This is a genomic window from Mycobacterium sp. P4_H6, from assembly GCF_056400845.1.
Map to the genome: position 1 here is coordinate 1 of NZ_JBFUKN010000016.1, position 17,244 is coordinate 17,244.

A 17,244-nucleotide genomic window follows, 5' to 3' on the forward strand; every position below is an offset into this window, starting at 1 on the left:
CCTACCGACAGATCGTGACGGAACAGCAGGATCAAGATGAAGCCGGCAGCGACGAACACCAGGCCGAAGACGATCAGAGCCTGCGCGCTGAAGTGCTTGGCCGCCTTGACCACCGAGATACCCGCGATCATGGACACCACGGCGCCGGGCAGGGTGACCAGACCGGCCGCCAGCGGGCTCAACCCGAGCACCAGCTGCAGGTGCTGGGACACGAAGAAGATGAACCCGATCAGCCCGACGATCGACAGGAAGTTCGCCAGCACCGACGAGGTGAACGGCCCGGAGCGGAACAGCTCCATATCGAGCATCGGTATGGGCCTGCGGTTCTGGCGCCGCACGAACAGCACTCCCGCGCCGATGCCCACCACGACCGCGGCCGCGACGAGCACGGACAGACCGTCGTGCGCGGCCGTCTTGATCGCCCAGACCAGCGGCAGCATCGCCACGAAGGACAGCACCACGCTGAACAGGTCGAGCGGGCCCGGATTCGGGTCGCGGGACTCCGGCACCAGCTTCGGGGCCAGAATCAGCAGCGGCAGCAGGATCGGGACCGCGATCAAAAAGACCGAACCCCAATGGAAGTGCTCGAGCAGCGCACCGCCGACGATCGGCCCGAGAGTCGATCCGGCGGTGAAGCACGACGCCCAGATGGCGATGGCCAACCGGCGTGCCGACGCCTCGGTGAAGATGTTGCGGATCAGCGACAGCGTCGAGGGCATGAGCATGGCGCCGAAGAAGCCGAGCACGGCGCGCGCGAGCACCAGCATCTCGGCACTGGGTGCGAAGGCCGCCACCGCGGACACGATCGCGAACCCGGCGGCGCCGATCATCAGCAATCGGCGCCGGCCGATGCGGTCACCGAGGCTGCCCATGGCGACCAACAGCGCCGCCAGCACCAACGAATACACGTCGACGATCCACAGCTGGGTGGATGCCGCCGGCCGGAAGTCCTCGGCGATCGCGGGGAGCGCGAACGCCAGGACCGTGTTGTCGATCGCGATCAGCATCACCGGCAGGGTGAGGACCGCGAGCGCTATCCAGGAGCGTCGCGGTGTGGTTGTCGGCGGTGTGGCCGACCGGGTGGTCATTTGATGGTTCCTTCGGTGAGGCTGCTCATGATGGCGTCGACGATCTGGTGTCGCGGTGTGCGGTCCTGCTTCATGGCTTCGTAGCCCGACAGCAGCAGTGACCAGAACACCCGTCGCGACCATCCGGGCGGGTACTCCGGCTTGTCCGCGCTTGCGCGCGCGAGGATCTCGGCGATCGCCTCGTCCCCGGTGTCGAGGTGGGCGGCCAGTTCGGGATCGGCCTGGATCGATGGTTCGGTGTAGATGAACAGCGCGATCGGGCCCAGGTCGAGCTGGGATTCCACCACCCGGCGCAATGCGGCGTGCACGGGGCCGCAGGTCGGGTCGGCCGTTTCGATGGCCGCATTGCTGGCGGCGTGCACCTGGATGGCCACCGCGCGGAGCAGATCGCTGCGCTCGGGAAAATGGCGGTGCAGCGTGCTGCGCCCGACGCCGGCGACCTCGGCGATATCGGTCAGCGTGGCCGCCGGCTTGTCCGTGAGGACCGAGATGGCGGCCTCGATGATGGCGCGACGGGTGCGGCCACGCGCACCCGTTTCACCCATGTCAAGGACACTCATGGCGCCAACTGTAGCACCAATATCCCAAAATGGGACACTCATGTCCCATTTTGGGTCAGGCGAGAGGTCTGGCCTGTAACCGCGCCAACTCGCGGCGGTGCCGTTCGGCGAGCACCGCGGCCAGCACGTACTCGGGCGGCGCACCGGGCGGCGGCGCAGGAGCGATGCGCGCCACCACGTCACCGGCGATGCGGTGTGCCATCTGTTCGCGCATACCGGGTTCCAGCTGGCCGGCCCGGGACAGGAACTGCCGTGCCATATCGGCCTGCTCGCCGGCCAGGCCGGACAGCTGCAGGCTCGCCGCCCACCAGGCCAGTTCCGGCGGCATCATCGGCGGCGGGTTCAGCTTCGGGGCGCGCTCGCTGATCACCATGGTGCCGGCGAACACGTCGCCGATGCGCTTACCCCGCGGTGAAATCATGCTGCAGATCACCGCCGGCCCGCCGGTCAGCATCCAGATCTCGATGACGCTGGACAGCGCACGAAAAACCGCCTGCCGCAACCGCTCCGGGCCACCGTCATCGGAGACCACCCGCAGTCCCAGGGCCATCTTGCCCAGCGATCTGCCACGGGTGGCCGTCTCGAACACCACCGGATACCCGACCAGGACCAGCACCATGAAGATCAGCAGCACCGCGGCCGAAAGCGCCGGGTCCAGCTCGGACAACGTCAGCGCCCACAACACGGCCAGCACCCCGTAACCGGTGGCCATCACCGCGACGTCGATCAGGGCCGCCGCGGCCCGCACCGGCAGTTGGGCGATCGACACCTCGAGCTGGACGGCATCACCGGTCACCATGGGTTCTGGCTGGAAGACCATTCGATGAACGCTACTAGGATCGGAACCGTGGATGTCGACGCGTTCGTGCTCGCCCACAGCCCGACCTGGGACCGCCTCGAGCAGTTGGTCAAGCGCCGCCGCAGGCTGACCGGCGCCGAGGTCGATGAGCTCGTCGACCTGTATCAGCGGGTGTCGACCCATCTTTCGATGGCGCGCAGCGCGACCGGTGACGCCGTCCTGGTGGGCAGGCTCTCGGGTCTGGTCGCGCGGGCGCGCGCCGCCGTCACCGGTGCGCACGCCCCGCTGGGCAGTGAGTTCGTCCGGTTCTGGACGGTCTCGTTCCCGGTCGTCGCCTACGACTGCCGGCGCTGGTGGCTGGGTTCGGCGCTGAGCTTTCTGGTCGTCGCGATCGTGATCGGCTTCTGGGTGGCCGGCAGCCCGGAGGTGCGCGCGACCCTGGGCACACCGGCCGAGCTGGAGCAGCTGATCAACCACGACTTCGAGTCGTACTACAGCGAGAACCCGGCCGGGTCGTTCGGGCTGCGGGTCTGGGTCAACAACGCGTGGGTGGCCGCGCAGTGCATCGCCTTCGCCGTCCTGCTGGGCCTGCCGATCCCCTGGGTGTTGTTCCAGAACGCCGCCAATGTCGGGGTGTCCGGGGGCCTGATGTTCGGTGCAGGCAAGGGCGACCTGTTCCTCGGGCTGCTCACTCCGCACGGCCTGCTGGAGTTGACGGCGGTGTTCCTGGCCGCGGCGGCCGGTATGCGGTTGGGCTGGTCGGTGATCGCACCGGGGGACCGCCCGCGCGCGCAGGTGCTGGCCGAGCGGGGCCGCGCCGTGGTCTCGGTGGCCGGCGGACTGGTCGTGGTGCTGCTGATATCCGGGTTGATCGAGGCGCTGGTGACGCCGTCACCGCTGCCGACGTATGCCCGCATCGCGATCGGTGTGGCCGCCGAGATCGCCTTCCTGGCCTATGTGTTCCACTTCGGGCGCAAGGCCTCCCGGGCCGGGGAGACCGGTGACCTCGACGATGCACCCGACGTGGTGCCCACCGGTTAGAGCTTCCCGGCGGCCTTCATGGCCAGGTAGCGGTCCGCCAGCGCCGGTGCGAGTTGCTCGGGGAGCGCGTCGATGACGTCGACGCCGTGGTTGCGCAGCCGGGTGGCGATCGTGTGCCGCTCATTGCGGGAGCGTTCTGCCGCCGCGGCGTCGTACACCTGCGCCGCATCGGCGCGGCCGGCCGCCAGTGCGTCCACCCGCGGATCGGAGACCGCCGCCAGCAGCACCTGGTGTTTCGCGGACAACTGCGGCAGCACGCTCATCAATCCCTCGTCGAGAGCCGAGGCGTTGAGGTCGGTGAGCAGGACGACCAGCGCCCGGCGGCGCACCCGGCGCAGGACCGCGGCGACCATCGCGGTGGCATCGGACTCCACGAGTGCGGGCTGCAGCGGCGCCATCACCGTCACCAGCTGGGCCAGCAGTTCGCGGCGGGATGCGTTGAACAGCCCGGCCCGGGAGATCCGGTCGTGGGCAAGAAAATCCACGTGATCACCGGCCCGGGCGGCCAATGCCGCAAGCAGCAGTGCCGCATCCATCGACCAGTCCAGCCGCGGCCAGCCGGCGGGATCCGACGACAGTGGGTCCACCCCGATCCGGCCCGCCGATGTCCTGCCGGTATCCAGCACGATGACCACCCGCCGGTCGCGTTCGGGACGCCAGGTGCGCACCACCACATCGGCCCGCCGGGCCGTCGCGCGCCAGTCGATGGATCGCACATCGTCACCGACGACATACTCACGCAACGAATCGAATTCGGTGCCCTGTCCGCGAATCAGGATCGGCACCATCCCGTCGAGCTCGCGCAGTTTGGCCAGTCGCGAGGGCAGGTGCTTGCGCGACAGGAACGGCGGCAGGACGTGCACCTGCCAGGGCACGTCATGGGAGCGTTGCCGCCCGGCCAGCCCCAGCGGGCCGACGGCACGCACGGTGACCTGGGCGCCGTCCTGGTCACCACGCCGCGCGGGCGCCAAGGTGGTGACCATACGCGCCCGCCCGCCGGCCGGGATATCGACGGGCCGGGTGCGCGGAGACGCGCGGGCGCTGGGCGCCCAGGCATCGCGGATCTGCCCGCGCAGCCGCCGTGACCCCGGATTGTGCACCTCGAGGTGGATGTCTATCGCCTGTCCCAGCCGTGCCGAGGTATCACCCGAGCGGGCCAGGACCAGCCGCCCCGGGGCGGCGGCCAGGGCGGTGTCGACGATCAGTGCGGTGGCGATCACCGCCAGCACGATGACGAAAGTGACCGCAGGCCAAGGTGATACCGCGATCGGCAGGATGCCGATCAGCGCCAGCAGGCAGGCCCGGCCGGTCAGGATCACCAGCGCGGCACCGGGACCGAAGACAGGATGCCGTCGAGCACGCCGTCGGGGCTGGCGCCTTCCAGCTCGGCCTCCGGTCGCAGCGCGATCCGGTGGCGCAGGGTCGGCCTGGCCATCGCCTTCACATCGTCGGGGGTCACGTAGTCGCGTCCCGACAGCCAGGCCCAGGACCGCGCCGTCGCGAGTAGCGCTGTCGCACCGCGCGGTGACACCCCGAGCTGTAGGGCCGGCGAATGTCGGGTGGCCCCCGCGATGTCGACGATGTAGCCGAGGAGCTCCTGGGCCACCAGGACTTTGCGTACCGCCTCGCGGCCGGCGGCCAGTTCGGCGGGCCCGGCGACCGGGGCGAGCCCGGACAGATCGCGGGGGTCGAATCCGGCGGCATGTCTGCCCAGGATGGTGATCTCCTGATCACGCGGCGGCAGCGGCACATTCAGCTTGAGCAGGAATCGGTCCAGCTGGGCCTCGGGCAGTTGGTAGGTGCCCTCGTACTCGATGGGGTTCTGGGTGGCCGCCACGATGAACGGGTCGGGCAGCGGGCGGGCCTGCCCGTCGACGGTGACCTGTCGCTCCTCCATCGCCTCCAGCAGCGCCGCCTGGGTTTTCGGCGGGGTGCGGTTGATCTCGTCGGCCAGCAGCAGGTTGGCGAACACCGGGCCGGCGCGGAACTCGAACTCCGCGGTGCGGGCGTCGTAGACCAGGGATCCGGTGACATCGCCGGGCATCAGGTCCGGGGTGAACTGCACCCGTTTGAAATCCAGCTGCAGGGCGGCGGCGAGGCTGCGCACCAGAAGGGTCTTCGCCACGCCCGGCACACCTTCGAGCAAGACGTGCCCGCGGCACAGGAGCGCGATGACGAGCCCGCTGACCACGGCGTCCTGCCCGACCACGGCCTTGGAGATTTCGTTGCGCAGCGCGAGCAGCGCCTCCCGTGCGGCGTCCGGGTGCGAAGGTGACGTCACGACTGTGCGACCTGCCTTTCGAGATCATCGAGTTGGTGGGCGAGTTCGAGAAGTTCGGCATCGGTGCCGGGGGCCGGCCCGAACAGCACGGTGCCGGAGTCCCGGCCGATACGTTGGGCGACAGCCGCGGTCACCGCCGACGGCGCCGCGGTGCGTCCGAGGCCCAGCCGCGGCAGCAGGCGGGCACGTGTCGCGGTGCGCAGGGCGTCGGCCGCGCGGTCGCGTGCGCGGTGCGCGCGGTACAGCCGGGCCCGGCCCTCCACCGTCTCCGATGCCCGCACCACGACGGGTAGGTGCTCGGCGACCAGCGGCCCCAGCCTGCGCCCGCGCCACCAGGCCACCAGCGCCACCGCGAGGCACAACTGCAGTACCGCCCAGCCGACCTGGCTCGGCGCCAGATCCAACAGCGATGCCTCCCCGGACGATTCACCCTGCAGGCGCTGCGGCGCATACCAGATCACCCGGTCGCGGGTGCCGGCCAGATTCATCGCCAGCGCCGCGCTGCCCACACCGAGCAGGCCTGCGTTGGTCATGAAGTCCGAGCTGCCGACCACGGTGGTGGTGCGCCCGGATTCGGTGAAGCGCACCAGCGCACCGTCATAACAGCGGGCGACCGGCAGATCACCGTCGCTGCGGTAGCTGTCGCTGATGCCGAACTGCACGTCACCCGATGTCACGGCCTCGCGCAGGTCGCAACCCGGTGGGCCGCCGAACTGGACCGAACCGTCCAGCCGGATCGTCGGCGCCAGTCGTTCCCGGGTGCGTGCGGAGGGGGCGACCAGTAGCCGATCACCGGGAAGATCGGCCAGCGTGTTCAGGCCGTCCTCGTCGAGCAGGAAGAAGGTCTGGGCGATGAGGATCAGCGTGTCTGGACGGGCTGCCGCGGCAACATCATTGACGTCCTCGGCGACCACCACGTCGACGCCGTGGTCCTCCAGCAGCGTGACCAGCGCGTGCGCACCGTCGGGAGAGGTCGAGCCGGCCTCCATCGGTCCGCCCGGGCGCGGTGCGGTCAGGTAGGTGCTGAGCGTGGACACCAGCGTAATCACCACCAGCGCCAGCAGGACCCAGCGTGCCGTCCGCCAGCGTTGTCGTGTCACGCCTGGACCGCCCGGAGCACATTTTGGTCCAGCTCGGCGATCTGGCGGTACTCGGTCTCGGTGCCCTGAAGTTCCCCGTAACTGACATCGTTGAATGTGTCTGCGGCATGACGGAACTCGGATCCCAGGTCGGGTCGCGCGGCCGCGCCGTCGCGGGCCAGTTCGGTCGCGGTGCGTCCGGGAATTGGGTTCAGGATGCCCGCCTCCTCGAGCCCCCGCGCCACCGCGCGCAACCGGTGCCGGATCGCCAATGCCCAATCACCTTGTGCGGCAGACCTCTCGGCTTCGGCACGGTGCTGCGCGGCGCTGAGGTCATGGGCGCCGAACAGCGATTGCGCCGATCCGCGGTTCGTCCGCATGGTGCGCCGGGCGACGCGGATCGCCACGAAGACCGCCATTGCGAGGACCGTCAGCAGCAGCGCCAGGGTGATCCAGCCGCCGGGTAACCATGATCCGTTCGTGAAGACCTTGTAGAGGATCTCGTCGAGCCAGGCCATCAGTTGTTCGGTCAGTGAGGGCCGGGGGTAGATGGGTTTGCCGAGCTCGCGCTGGGCAGCATCGTGCGCGGCGTCGCTGTCGATGTTGATACCGGTCACGTCAGGGCCGGCGGGTCAGCCACAGGTAGTCGGTGGAATCGGCGGGTGAGGCCGGACCGATACTGGCGCCGGTCTGCAGCACGAGGTCGAAGGCCTCGGCGCGGATGCGGCGATCGGTGTACTGCAGCACCACCACCCCGGCGGTGAAGGGGGCGGTGAGGATCTGCCCGATCGCGCCGCCGATGGAGGCGAGCGCCAGCCCGGCGAGTGCGGTGCCGGCCGAGCCGCCCATGATGATCAGGGCCTGCGATCCGAGGCTGAAGGGCATGGCGACCGCCCCGGAGATCAGCCCGGCGACCAGCACGGCCAGCAGCCGGATGCCGAGAACTCGCCAGAAGTCGTTGCGCACCAAGGCGAAAGACCGCTCGATCGCGGCGATGACGGGGAGTCGCTCCAGCACGATGAGGGTGGGAGCGAAGCTGAGTTTGGTGAAGAGGAACGCCAGCGCCACAATCGAACCGAGCACCAACGGGAGGCCGACCGCGAACGCGACCCAGCCGTTCAGGGCGAAGGCGACCGCCGTGATGACTCCGGCCACCGCCGCCACCAACAGGACCACGCCCAGCGATTCCAGCGCGGTGTAGACCAGCAGGGCGACCAGCCTGCTCTTCACCCGCTGCCACGCTTCGCCGATGGTGATGGGCGAGCCGAACACCGCCCGGCCCACGATGACGGTGAGCAGTCCGCTGAGCAGGATCATCGAGATCCAGGTGGCCAGACCACCGGCGAGCGCGCCGAGGACCGACCCGACCAGGATCGAGACGTCGGGATCCGGGCCGGTCAGATTCGGGGGCTCCAGAATGCCGCTGGTCGCCAGAGGCCCGAACTGCAGCAGCAGCGCCAGCAATTGAGCGATGACGACGACGATCGTCGTGACGCCCAGGGTGGTCTTCGGGTTGGCCCGGATATAGGCGAAGGCGCCGTTGAAGATGTCGGACAGGTTCAGCGGGCGCAGCGGGATGATGCCGGGCTTGATCGGAAGCGGGTTGTACGGCGGTTGGTAGGGCGGTGGCGGGTAGTACGGGTGGTACCCGCCTGCGTCACTACTCATGGCTCCATCCTGTCATTGGCGTAGCGTCGCAGCCATGTCGGAATTGAAGGACAGGTTGCGTGCCGACCTGACGGCGGCGATGAAGGCCCAGGACAAACTGCGTACGGCGACGCTGCGCATGTTGCTGGCATCGATCCAGTCCGAAGAGGTTTCGGGCAAGCAGGCGCGCGAGCTGTCCCATGAGGATGTGCTCAAGGTGTTGGCGCGGGAGGCGAAGAAGCGCGGCGAGGCCGCCGAGATCTACACCCAGAACGGGCGCGGCGAGCTGGCCGCCAATGAGCACGCCGAGGCGCGCATCATCGACGAGTACCTGCCCACTCCGTTGACCGATGCGGAGCTGGCCGACGTGGTGGACACCGCGCTGGCCCAGGTCGCCGAGGAACTCGGTGAGCGGCCCGGGGTTCGGCAGATGGGTCAGGTGATGAAGGCGGCCAATGTCATCGCCGCCGGCAAGGCCGACGGGGCACGGTTATCCGCGGCTGTGAAGGCTCGCCTGTAGCTCCGCGTGGGCACGGCGCTCGACGAGCAGCGCGACGTAGTCGCGGACCGTGCTGGTGATGAAATGGCTGTGGGCCTCGGCGACGGTGGCACTGACCGTCTCCGCAGGCACCTCGGTGAAACGTTTCATGAGTCGATCTTCGACGTTCGCGATCTGTTCACCCTCATCGATCTTGAGCACGTCACGGATCTTTGTTGACAGTCGACTCGCCGGTCAAGTCTGCCCGGCGAGTCTTTGCTCACACGCGCCAAAGAGCCTGTTGGCTGGTGTTCGCGATCAGCGAGCCGGCCTCGTCATACAACCCGCCGACGACCAGTCCGCGGGAATGGCTGTTGCCCAGCGAGTCGACCTCGTAGCGATGCCACGCATCGGGGATGAACGGGCGGTGGAACCACACCGAATGATCGAGGCTGGCGGCGTAGCCGACGTCCTCACCGACCGGGGTGCCGGGCGGGCGGGCGGCAGGGACCGGCCCCAGGTCGGACATGTAGGTCAGGGTGCAGGCCCGGATCAACGGATCGTCCTCGATCCGGTCGCGGGTGCGGATCCAGAACGGCGGGACCGCGAACGGCGAGTCGTCGTCGGGATTGCAGCGCAGTTCGAACCGGTCCACCACGTCCAGATCCGGGTTCTTCTCGATGGCGTCGTCGAACTCCACGCCCGGCGGCCGCGGCGGGAACCAGTCCGCGCCCGCCTCGTCGACCTGGAAGGACGCGATCATCTCCAGGATGACCTTGCCCTGCTGGCGGGCGGTGACCCGGCGGGTGTCGAAGGATCGGCCGTCACGGGTGCGCTCGACCTGTAGTTCGACGTCGACCCCGTGCCGGCCGCCGCGCACGAAGTAGGCGTGCAGGGACTGCGGATGCTTGTCGGGATCGACGGTCGCGCCCGCGGCGCCCAACGACTGGGCGGCGATCAGGCCGCCGAACAACCGCTCGCCCGGCCCACTCCACTGCGGCGCGATGAACACATCGCCATCACGGTCGAAGTCGAGCAGGCCGGCGATCCAGCTCTCGGTGGTCATCCCCGGACCGTATCAACCGCTTGGTTGGGCGAGCGAAGCGACGGGGGATTGCAGCAGAGCCCGGTCTCGGGTCGCTACAGCTGAGCCCAGATGCTCTTCGTCTTCAGGTACGCCTCGATACCTTCGTAGCCGAACTCCTTGCCGAGGCCCGACTGCTTGTACCCGCCGAACGGCACATTGTGGTCGAAGGTCAGCTGGCAGTTCAGTCCGACCATGCCGGCCTGCAGGCGCTTGCCGAGGCTGTGTGCGCGGGCCAGGTTGGTGGTCCAGACGGTGGCCGCCAGGCCATAGCTGGTGTCGTTGGCCATGGCCACCGCCTCGTCGTCACTGTCGAAGGGCAGGATCGTCACCACTGGACCGAAGATCTCCTCCCTGTACAGCCGGCTGGTGGCCGGGTCGACGTCGGTGACGACGGTCGGCTTGACGAAGTAGCCCTTGCGATCCAAGCGGTAGCCACCGGAAACGATCTCGGCGCCCTCTTTCTTGCCCTGCTCGATGTAGCCCAGCACCCGGTCGAGCTGCTTCTGGCTGACCAGGGGGCTGATCATCGCGCCCTCGTCCTTGGGTCCGCCCAGCACCAGGTTGTCGCCGATCATCGAGATGCCGGCCACCACGCGCTCATAGACGCTGCGCTGCACGAAGATTCGCGAGCCGCAGACACAGCCCTGACCGGAGTGCACGAAGATACCCATCGAGGCCATCATGATCGCCATGTCCAGATCGGCGTCCTCGTAGATCAGCACCGGGGACTTGCCGCCGAGTTCGAGCGTCACCTTCTTGAGGTTGTCGGCCGAGTCGCGCATGATCTGCTTGCCGACCTCGGTCGAGCCGGTGAAGGCGACCTTCTCCACATCGGGGTGGGCGGTGATCGCGGCACCGGCGGTGGCGCCGTAGCCGATCACGAAGTTCGCCACACCGTCGGGCACGCCGGCCTCCCGGATCAGCCGCTCCAGCAACACCGCCGACAGGGGTGTCTCCTCGGCCGGCTTGACCACGATCGAGCAGCCGGCAGCCAGCGCCGGGGCGATCTTGGCGCATGCGTTGAACAGTGGTCCGTTCCACGGATAGATCAGTCCGACAACGCCGTAGGGCTCTTTGGTGGTGTAGGCGTGCAGGTTGGAGAAGTTGCTGTTGACGCCACCCTCCATCTGCACCTGGTAGCTGTTGCCGTTGATCTTGGTGCACCAGCCGGCGTAGTAACGGAAGAACTCGGCGCAGGTGGACACGATCATCCCGGCCTGGAACGGGGGCATGCCGGCGTCCAACGACTCCAGTTGGGCGAATTCCTCGGCGTGCTCATCGATCAGGTCGCCCAGTTTCCACAACACCTTGGCGCGCTGCCGGGCCGGGATGTCGGTCCAGACGCCGGACAGATAGGCCGCCTTGGCGCTGGCGACCGCCTCGTTCACGGCCTCCACCCCGCAGTCGCGGAACTCGGTGATCTGTTCTTCGGTGGCGGGGTCGATGACGGGGATGAGCTCGCCGCTGCCCGGTCGGTTCCGCAGGTCGTCGATGACGCTCTGCAGTGCACTGTCGGGAATCGTGGATGTCATCTGTGGCCCTTCGTCGCCTGTTCGTAAATGCTGAGCACCTGCTTAGCATTGCGGCGACGGCCGGGTCAATAGCGCGGCATCAGGCGGCGAGGGTTACTTGTCGTCGCCGTGTCCGCGTTCCGGGATGGGGGGCTGCGGGACGACGGGGTAGTCACCGGTGTAGCCGATGCGCTCCTGTGCCATCGTCATGACCTTGCCGCGGACCACGTACCAGCCGCCCACCAGCATCGGGCCGATGACCAGGATGGCGATGAGGTTCCAGTAGTTCTCGTAGCACATGAGCACCGTCACCGCGGCGAGGAAGACCAGGGTCGCGTAGCTGGTGTACGGCGTGCCCGGCAGCCGGAACTTCGGTCGTTGCAGGATGCCCTTCTGCTCCCAGCGCCACAGTTGGAGCTGACAGGCCACGATCATGGCCCAGGTGGCGATGATGCCCAGCGCCGAAAGATCGAGCGCGATGTTGAACGCCTCCTCCGGGACGAAGAGGTTCAGGATCACGCCGAGCAGGGTCAGTGCGCCGGTCAGCGCGATGCCACCGAACGGCACCCCGTTGCGGTTCATCTTGCCGGTGAACGCGGGGGCGCTGCCGTTCATCGCCATCGAGCGCAGAATGCGGCCGGTCGAGTACAGGCCGGCGTTGAGGCTGGACATGGCGGCGGTCAGCACCACCAGGTTCATGATGCCGCCGGCGGCGGGGACGCCGATCTTGGAGAAGAACGTGACGAACGGGCTCTCACCGGCCTGGTAGGTGGTGTACGGGAGCAGCAGTGCCAGCAGGATCAGCGATCCGACGTAGAACACCGCGATGCGCACGATCACCGAGTTGATGGCGCGCGGCATCACTTTCGCGGGTTCGGCTGTCTCGCCGGCCGCGATACCGACGAGTTCGACTGCCGCATAGGCGAAGATGACGCCGGAGGTGACGATCACCAGGGAGAACATCCCGGTGGGCAGTAGCCCGCCGTTGTCACTGATCACACTGAAACCGGTTGATGCACCCTCGATCTCGAAGCGTCCAGCGAGGAACACGATGCCGACGACCAGGAACGTCACGAGCGCGGCGACCTTGATGATGGACGCCCAGAACTCCATCTCGCCGAACAGCTTCACCGAGATGATGTTCATCGTCATCACGATCGCGAGCGCGACCAGGGCGATGAGCCACTGCGGGATGGCCTCGAACATTCCCCAGAAGTGCACGTAGAGCGCCACCGCGGTGACATCCACAATGGCCGTTGCCGCCCAGTTGAAGAAGTACAGCCAGCCGGTGACGTAAGCCGTTTTCTCACCGAAGAATTCGCGCGCATAGGAGACGAAGGAGCCGGACGACGGCCGGTGCAGCACGAGTTCGCCGAGTGCGCGCATGATGAAGAACACAAAAACGCCGCAGAACGCGTACACCAGGAACAGGCCGGGGCCGGCGTCGTGAAGTCGGCTTCCGGCGCCCATGAACAGGCCGGTGCCGATCGCCCCGCCGATGGCGATCATCTGGATCTGCCGGGGTTTGAGGGACTTGTGGTAGCCCTCGTCCTCGTGTGTCAGTGCCGAGTTGTCATACGTTGAAGCGTCGGTCGACATGTCGCCCCCGATGAATGTGCGCAGTGGTGAGGCACGCTCACCGTTGGGCGCACACTGTGGTTCCTGGCTGAGCGTAGGCCTGGTTGGCGAGGGGCGATACTTGAGCGTGTAAACATTGCGTCAACTGACACGCTGTTCATCAAGATCAATCAACACCATTGCCGGGCAGTGGGATTCGGCAGGGTCAAGTGTCAGGCGCTGTCAGTTCCGGTCCCATGGCCATCGGTGGCCGGCAGGGCGGGACACTGGCGCCGGAACATCGCGCAGCATATGCGAGACGATCTCGACGAGCTCGGTGCACGAGTCGTAGCGTGCTGCAGCATCTTTCGCCAGAGCTTTGGTGAAGATGGAGTCGAGTCCGCTGGGCAGCCAGCGGACTCGCCGGCTGAGTGAGGGGACGGGATCGTGCAGGTGTGCGTAGGTGATCGCGAATGGTGTGCCGCGCGGATATGGCGGTACCGATGTGATCCACTCGACCATGGTGCAGGCCAACGCGTAGAGATCTGTTGCCGGCGTCAATTGTTGGCCCTGAAGCAGTTCCGGTGCCGCGTAGGCGATCGAGCCGCTGATGCGCCCGTTGCGCGCCAGCGGCAATACGTCATCGATCAGCTGCGCGATCCCGAAGTCGTTCAGAAAGGCATCGGTGTGATCGGCGCTGAGCAAGATGTTGGCGGGCTTGACATCTCGATGCAGCACATCCATCGAGTGGGCGTAGTCGAGGGCGTCGGCGATCTGGCGTGAGGCCCGCAGGATGGACGCGATATCGGGTTCGTGTCCGGGCTTGGGCACCAGCACCGAGGATTCTGGGCCGTCGATGTACTGCATTGTCATCCACAGGGTGGGGTGGGCCAGCGGCCGGGCCGGTATCTCACCCTGCTGATACATGGCCACGATATGTGGGTGATCGAGCATCGCGGCGATGGTGAACTCGCGGGCGAACCGCTCGCGCGTCCGTGGGTGGCGTGTCGGATCCGTGTGCAGAACCTTGCACGCCACCGCATCGGTGCGCCCGGTGTGATGCACGAGGTAGACATCGGCGCTGGCGCCACGGCCCAACAGGGCGTCGACGGTGTAGTCGGCGATGACGTCACCGGGTTCCAGCACAGGGAAAGGGTAGTCAGCGAATGCCGCCGGCGCAGCGCGATCACGGCCGCCGGGACGCTGATGGCAATCGCGACGACGCCGCGTGTTGCTAGCGCGGTTTCGTGAGTACCTGGACCACTGCCTGCAGCGGGTCGGACGATGTCGCGATCTCGCCGACGTAAGGGTGTGACAACTGAAGGACCAGATAGAGATTCATCGCGATGATGGCGCCGACGATGGCCACGATGGGATAGTGCTGGCCGGGCTTCTCGACGCCGTAGATGATCACCGTGCCGAGCACCATCGCGCTGGTCAGAAAGATGACCGCCCACAGCGGCCACGGGGGTCCGACATCTGACCTGGCGGTCGAGATTCTGGCGGTGCGGGCCTGACTCATCTTGTCGAGGTTGGAAAACGACGTTGAGAGAAAGGTCTTCTGGACGTCGGTCTTCGCCTGGACTTGTTGGTAGACGTTGTACACCTCGGCGAGGGCTCTGTCGGCCTCTTCGGAGATTGCGGCATGGGCGTTGGTCCATTCGGCGACAGCGGCCTGCTCGTAGGCCAGCAGTGCTTTCCGGATCCGGTCCTGGTCTGCCTGCTCGAACACGGTGAGGTCTCTGGCCATCTGGACCGCCGCGGCACCTTCAGCGCGCGCCGCGGTGTCGGCGCTGCTGATCTGGCTCCACATGGCGGAGACGACGAACCCGATGAAGAAGGCGTAGACGAATCCGATGAAGCCGTAGGTGAATTTGGTGACGTCGTTGTGTTCGCCTAGTGCGAGTTGGGGGTATCGACGGCGTATCAGCTTTTGGCTGAGGACCGCCCCGCCGGAGATGATCACGATCAGGCCGATCAACAGAGCGAGGGACGGAATATGACTTACCAGCCATTGACTCATCGGTGAAGTTCCTCGGCTCGGCCAGCACGGTGTTACTGGTTCGGTTGGCGCAACGCGCAACCATCGCTGCCAATCTAGGGCGTCCGAACCTCAGGTGGCGACGTTTGTGAGTTTGTCGTGCGGCCTGCGCACGGTCAGCCCTGGCGTGTGGTCACGTTGAGTTCGGCCAGCAGGCGCCGCACGCGTTCTTCGATGTCATCGCGGATGGGACGCACCGCGTCGACGTCCTGGCCGGCCGGGTCGGGCAGTTCCCAGTTCAGATAACGCTTTCCGGGAAAGATCGGGCAGGCGTCCCCGCAGCCCATGGTGATCACCACATCGGCGGCCCGCACGATCTCGTCGGTCCACGGCTTGGGGAACTCGCCGGTGATATCGATGCCCACCTCGGCCATGGCAGCAATGGCGGAGGGGTTGATGTGGTCGCCGGGTTCGGATCCACCCGACCAGGCCACCGCTTGATCGCCGGCAAGGTGAGTGAAGTAACCCAGCGCCATCTGGGAGCGGCCGGCGTTGTGGGTACACAGGAACAGCACGGTGGGCTTGCCGTCGTCGACCCAGGCTGCGTGGCTGTCGGGCATGGTGTTAGGAATCCTTCGTCGTCGATGTGGCGGCTGAGGCCGTGGGGTCGGCGAACCGCTTACGCAGAGCAAGTGATACATAGACAAGTGCGACAAGCACCGGGACTTCGATGAGAGGGCCGACCACGCCCGCCAGGGCCTGACCCGAGGTGGCACCGTAGGTGGCGATCGCCACCGCGATGGCGAGTTCGAAGTTGTTGCCGGCGGCGGTGAATGCCAGAGTGGTGGTGCGTTGGTAGCCGAGGCCTATTGCGGCGCCGAGCAGGTAGCCGCCACCCCACATGATCGCGAAGTACGCCAGCAGGGGAAGCGCGATGCGCACCACGTCGAGAGGCCGGCCGGTGATCTGTTCGCCTTGCAGCGCAAAGAGAATCACGATGGTGAACAGCAGCCCGTAGAGGGCCCACGGTCCGATCCGGGGCAGGAATGTCGACTCGTACCAGTCGCGGCCCTTGGTCTTCTCGCCGATCCGGCGGGACAGGTAACCGGCGAGCAGCGGTACGCCCAGGAAGATGAGCACCGATTTGGCGATCTGCCACGGTGAGGTGTCGATGGTGGTCTGTTCCAGGCCGAGCCAGCCGGGCAGCACCGACAGGTAGAACCAGCCCAGGACGGCGAACATGACGACCTGGAAGATCGAGTTCAGCGCCACCAGGACGGCGGCGGCCTCGCGGTCGCCGCAGGCGAGGTCGTTCCAGATGATGACCATCGCGATGCACCGGGCGAGTCCGACGATGATCAGGCCGGTCCGATATTCCGGCAGGTCCGCCAACATCAGCCAGGCCAGGGCGAACATCAACGCCGGCCCGAACACCCAGTTCAAGAACAGCGAGCTCAGCAACAGTCGCCGGTCGCCGGTCACCGTGTCGAGCCGGTCGTATCGAACTTTCGCGAGCACCGGGTACATCATGATCAGCAGACCGACAGCGATCGGGAGCGAAATGCCGTCGAGCTGAACGCTTTCCAGGGCAGTGTTCAGCCCGGGGATCGACCGGCCCAGGAACAGACCGGCGACCATCGCGATGCCGATCCACACCGGCAGGAACCGGTCGAGGACGGACAGCTTCGCGACCACGGGCGACGCCGACGTCTGCGCCGAAGTCACGCAGGCACCAACGTGTCGGGGTCCAACAACACGGACAGCTCGCGTAATGCTGCGGGGATCACGGCGTAGTACACCCACGAGGCCCGGCGCTCGGAGGTCAACAGGCCGGCGTCGCGCAGCACCTTCAGATGGTGAGACACCGTCGGCTGCGACACATCGATGCCGCCCGAGATGTCACACACACAGGCCTCACCGCCGGCATGACTGGCAATGGCGCTGAACAAGCGCAGCCGCACCGGGTCGGCGAGCGCCTTCAACTTCTTGGCCATCTCGGTGGCGGCCTGCTCGGTCAGCGGCTCATTCAGCAGGGGTGGAGTGACGCAACACGCGTCTCCCGCCTCGGACGAGTTCGACATGCATCGATATTGACACCCATCGAATCGGGTAGCAAGCGAACAGCTGGTGTACGA

17 protein-coding genes and 1 pseudogene are annotated in these 17,244 nt (G+C 67.0%); 2 read left to right on the top strand and 16 right to left on the bottom strand.

Features of this window, described 5'->3' with window-relative positions; all coding sequences use genetic code 11:
* From AC1DTF_RS08920 to AC1DTF_RS08930, 3 genes are all read right to left on the bottom strand, one after another.
* Nucleotides 1–1,088 (bottom strand): MFS transporter (locus AC1DTF_RS08920; RefSeq protein ID WP_477473814.1); only part of this gene is annotated, 1,088 nt, incomplete at its 3' end.
* Nucleotides 1,085–1,648, bottom strand: a complete 564-nt coding sequence (locus AC1DTF_RS08925; RefSeq protein WP_057171005.1) for a TetR/AcrR family transcriptional regulator — start codon at nt 1,646–1,648, stop codon at nt 1,085–1,087. The genes AC1DTF_RS08920 and AC1DTF_RS08925, both read right to left, overlap by 4 nt.
* A 55-nt stretch (nt 1,649–1,703) precedes the next feature.
* Complete coding sequence (locus tag AC1DTF_RS08930; RefSeq protein WP_477473815.1) at nt 1,704–2,468, bottom strand: RDD family protein; 765 nt, start codon at nt 2,466–2,468, stop codon at nt 1,704–1,706.
* 27 nt (nt 2,469–2,495) lie between these two features.
* On the opposite strand from AC1DTF_RS08930, the gene AC1DTF_RS08935 reads away from it, so the two are divergent.
* Nucleotides 2,496–3,488 (top strand): stage II sporulation protein M, encoded by a 993-nt coding sequence (locus AC1DTF_RS08935; protein ID WP_477473816.1) that lies wholly within the window; start codon nt 2,496–2,498, stop codon nt 3,486–3,488.
* On the opposite strand, the gene AC1DTF_RS08940 is transcribed toward AC1DTF_RS08935, so the two are convergent.
* The 5 genes from AC1DTF_RS08940 to AC1DTF_RS08960 are packed head-to-tail and all read right to left on the bottom strand — an operon-like array spanning nt 3,485 to nt 8,516.
* On the bottom strand, nt 3,485–4,807 hold the full coding sequence (locus AC1DTF_RS08940) for a DUF58 domain-containing protein (RefSeq protein ID WP_477473817.1): 1,323 nt from the start codon (nt 4,805–4,807) through the stop codon (nt 3,485–3,487). The genes AC1DTF_RS08935 and AC1DTF_RS08940 overlap by 4 nt on opposite strands.
* Nucleotides 4,804–5,769, bottom strand: coding sequence for an AAA family ATPase (locus AC1DTF_RS08945; RefSeq protein ID WP_057171001.1), 966 nt, complete (start codon nt 5,767–5,769; stop codon nt 4,804–4,806). The genes AC1DTF_RS08940 and AC1DTF_RS08945 overlap by 4 nt, the downstream gene beginning before the upstream one ends.
* The gene (locus AC1DTF_RS08950; RefSeq protein WP_477473818.1) at nt 5,766–6,869 is read right to left on the bottom strand and encodes a DUF4350 domain-containing protein; all 1,104 of its coding nucleotides are present in this window, start codon (nt 6,867–6,869) and stop codon (nt 5,766–5,768) included. Before AC1DTF_RS08950 ends, AC1DTF_RS08945 begins: the two co-directional genes overlap by 4 nt.
* Complete coding sequence (locus tag AC1DTF_RS08955; RefSeq protein WP_477473819.1) at nt 6,866–7,465, bottom strand: DUF4129 domain-containing protein; 600 nt, start codon at nt 7,463–7,465, stop codon at nt 6,866–6,868. Before AC1DTF_RS08955 ends, AC1DTF_RS08950 begins: the two co-directional genes overlap by 4 nt.
* Before the next feature lies 1 nt (nt 7,466).
* Nucleotides 7,467–8,516, bottom strand: a complete 1,050-nt coding sequence (locus AC1DTF_RS08960) for a DUF7847 domain-containing protein (RefSeq protein WP_477473820.1) — start codon at nt 8,514–8,516, stop codon at nt 7,467–7,469.
* A gap of 34 nt (nt 8,517–8,550) precedes the next feature.
* Here AC1DTF_RS08960 and AC1DTF_RS08965 point away from each other — a divergent pair, with 34 nt between their 5' ends.
* On the top strand, nt 8,551–9,015 hold the full coding sequence (locus AC1DTF_RS08965) for a GatB/YqeY domain-containing protein (RefSeq protein WP_477473821.1): 465 nt from the start codon (nt 8,551–8,553) through the stop codon (nt 9,013–9,015).
* Here AC1DTF_RS08965 and AC1DTF_RS08970 read toward each other — a convergent pair.
* The 8 genes and pseudogenes from AC1DTF_RS08970 to AC1DTF_RS09005 all read right to left on the bottom strand — a co-directional run bounded on the left by AC1DTF_RS08970 (nt 8,986) and on the right by AC1DTF_RS09005 (nt 17,190).
* Nucleotides 8,986–9,195, bottom strand: coding sequence for a three-helix bundle dimerization domain-containing protein (locus AC1DTF_RS08970; protein ID WP_477473822.1), 210 nt, complete (start codon nt 9,193–9,195; stop codon nt 8,986–8,988). The genes AC1DTF_RS08965 and AC1DTF_RS08970 overlap by 30 nt on opposite strands.
* A 58-nt stretch (nt 9,196–9,253) precedes the next feature.
* Nucleotides 9,254–10,039, bottom strand: coding sequence for an acyl-CoA thioesterase (locus AC1DTF_RS08975; RefSeq protein ID WP_477473823.1), 786 nt, complete (start codon nt 10,037–10,039; stop codon nt 9,254–9,256).
* A gap of 74 nt (nt 10,040–10,113) precedes the next feature.
* Complete coding sequence (locus tag AC1DTF_RS08980; protein ID WP_057170994.1) at nt 10,114–11,592, bottom strand: aldehyde dehydrogenase family protein; 1,479 nt, start codon at nt 11,590–11,592, stop codon at nt 10,114–10,116.
* A gap of 93 nt (nt 11,593–11,685) precedes the next feature.
* On the bottom strand, nt 11,686–13,170 hold the full coding sequence (locus tag AC1DTF_RS08985; protein ID WP_057170993.1) for an amino acid permease: 1,485 nt from the start codon (nt 13,168–13,170) through the stop codon (nt 11,686–11,688).
* Between the two features lie 201 nt (nt 13,171–13,371).
* Nucleotides 13,372–14,274: a serine/threonine-protein kinase gene (locus tag AC1DTF_RS08990; protein ID WP_057170992.1), complete on the bottom strand. Its 903-nt coding sequence runs from the start codon at nt 14,272–14,274 to the stop codon at nt 13,372–13,374.
* An 88-nt stretch (nt 14,275–14,362) separates the two neighbouring features.
* Entirely contained in the window at nt 14,363–15,151 is a 789-nt protein-coding gene (locus tag AC1DTF_RS08995; protein WP_477473824.1) for a bestrophin-like domain, read from the bottom strand.
* Between the two features lie 134 nt (nt 15,152–15,285).
* Nucleotides 15,286–16,834 (bottom strand): annotated as a pseudogene (arsB, locus tag AC1DTF_RS09000) (ACR3 family arsenite efflux transporter).
* Nucleotides 16,831–17,190, bottom strand: a complete 360-nt coding sequence (locus AC1DTF_RS09005) for an ArsR/SmtB family transcription factor (RefSeq protein WP_477473825.1) — start codon at nt 17,188–17,190, stop codon at nt 16,831–16,833. Before AC1DTF_RS09005 ends, arsB begins: the two are co-directional and overlap by 4 nt.
* Between the last annotated feature and the right edge of the window lie 54 nt (nt 17,191–17,244).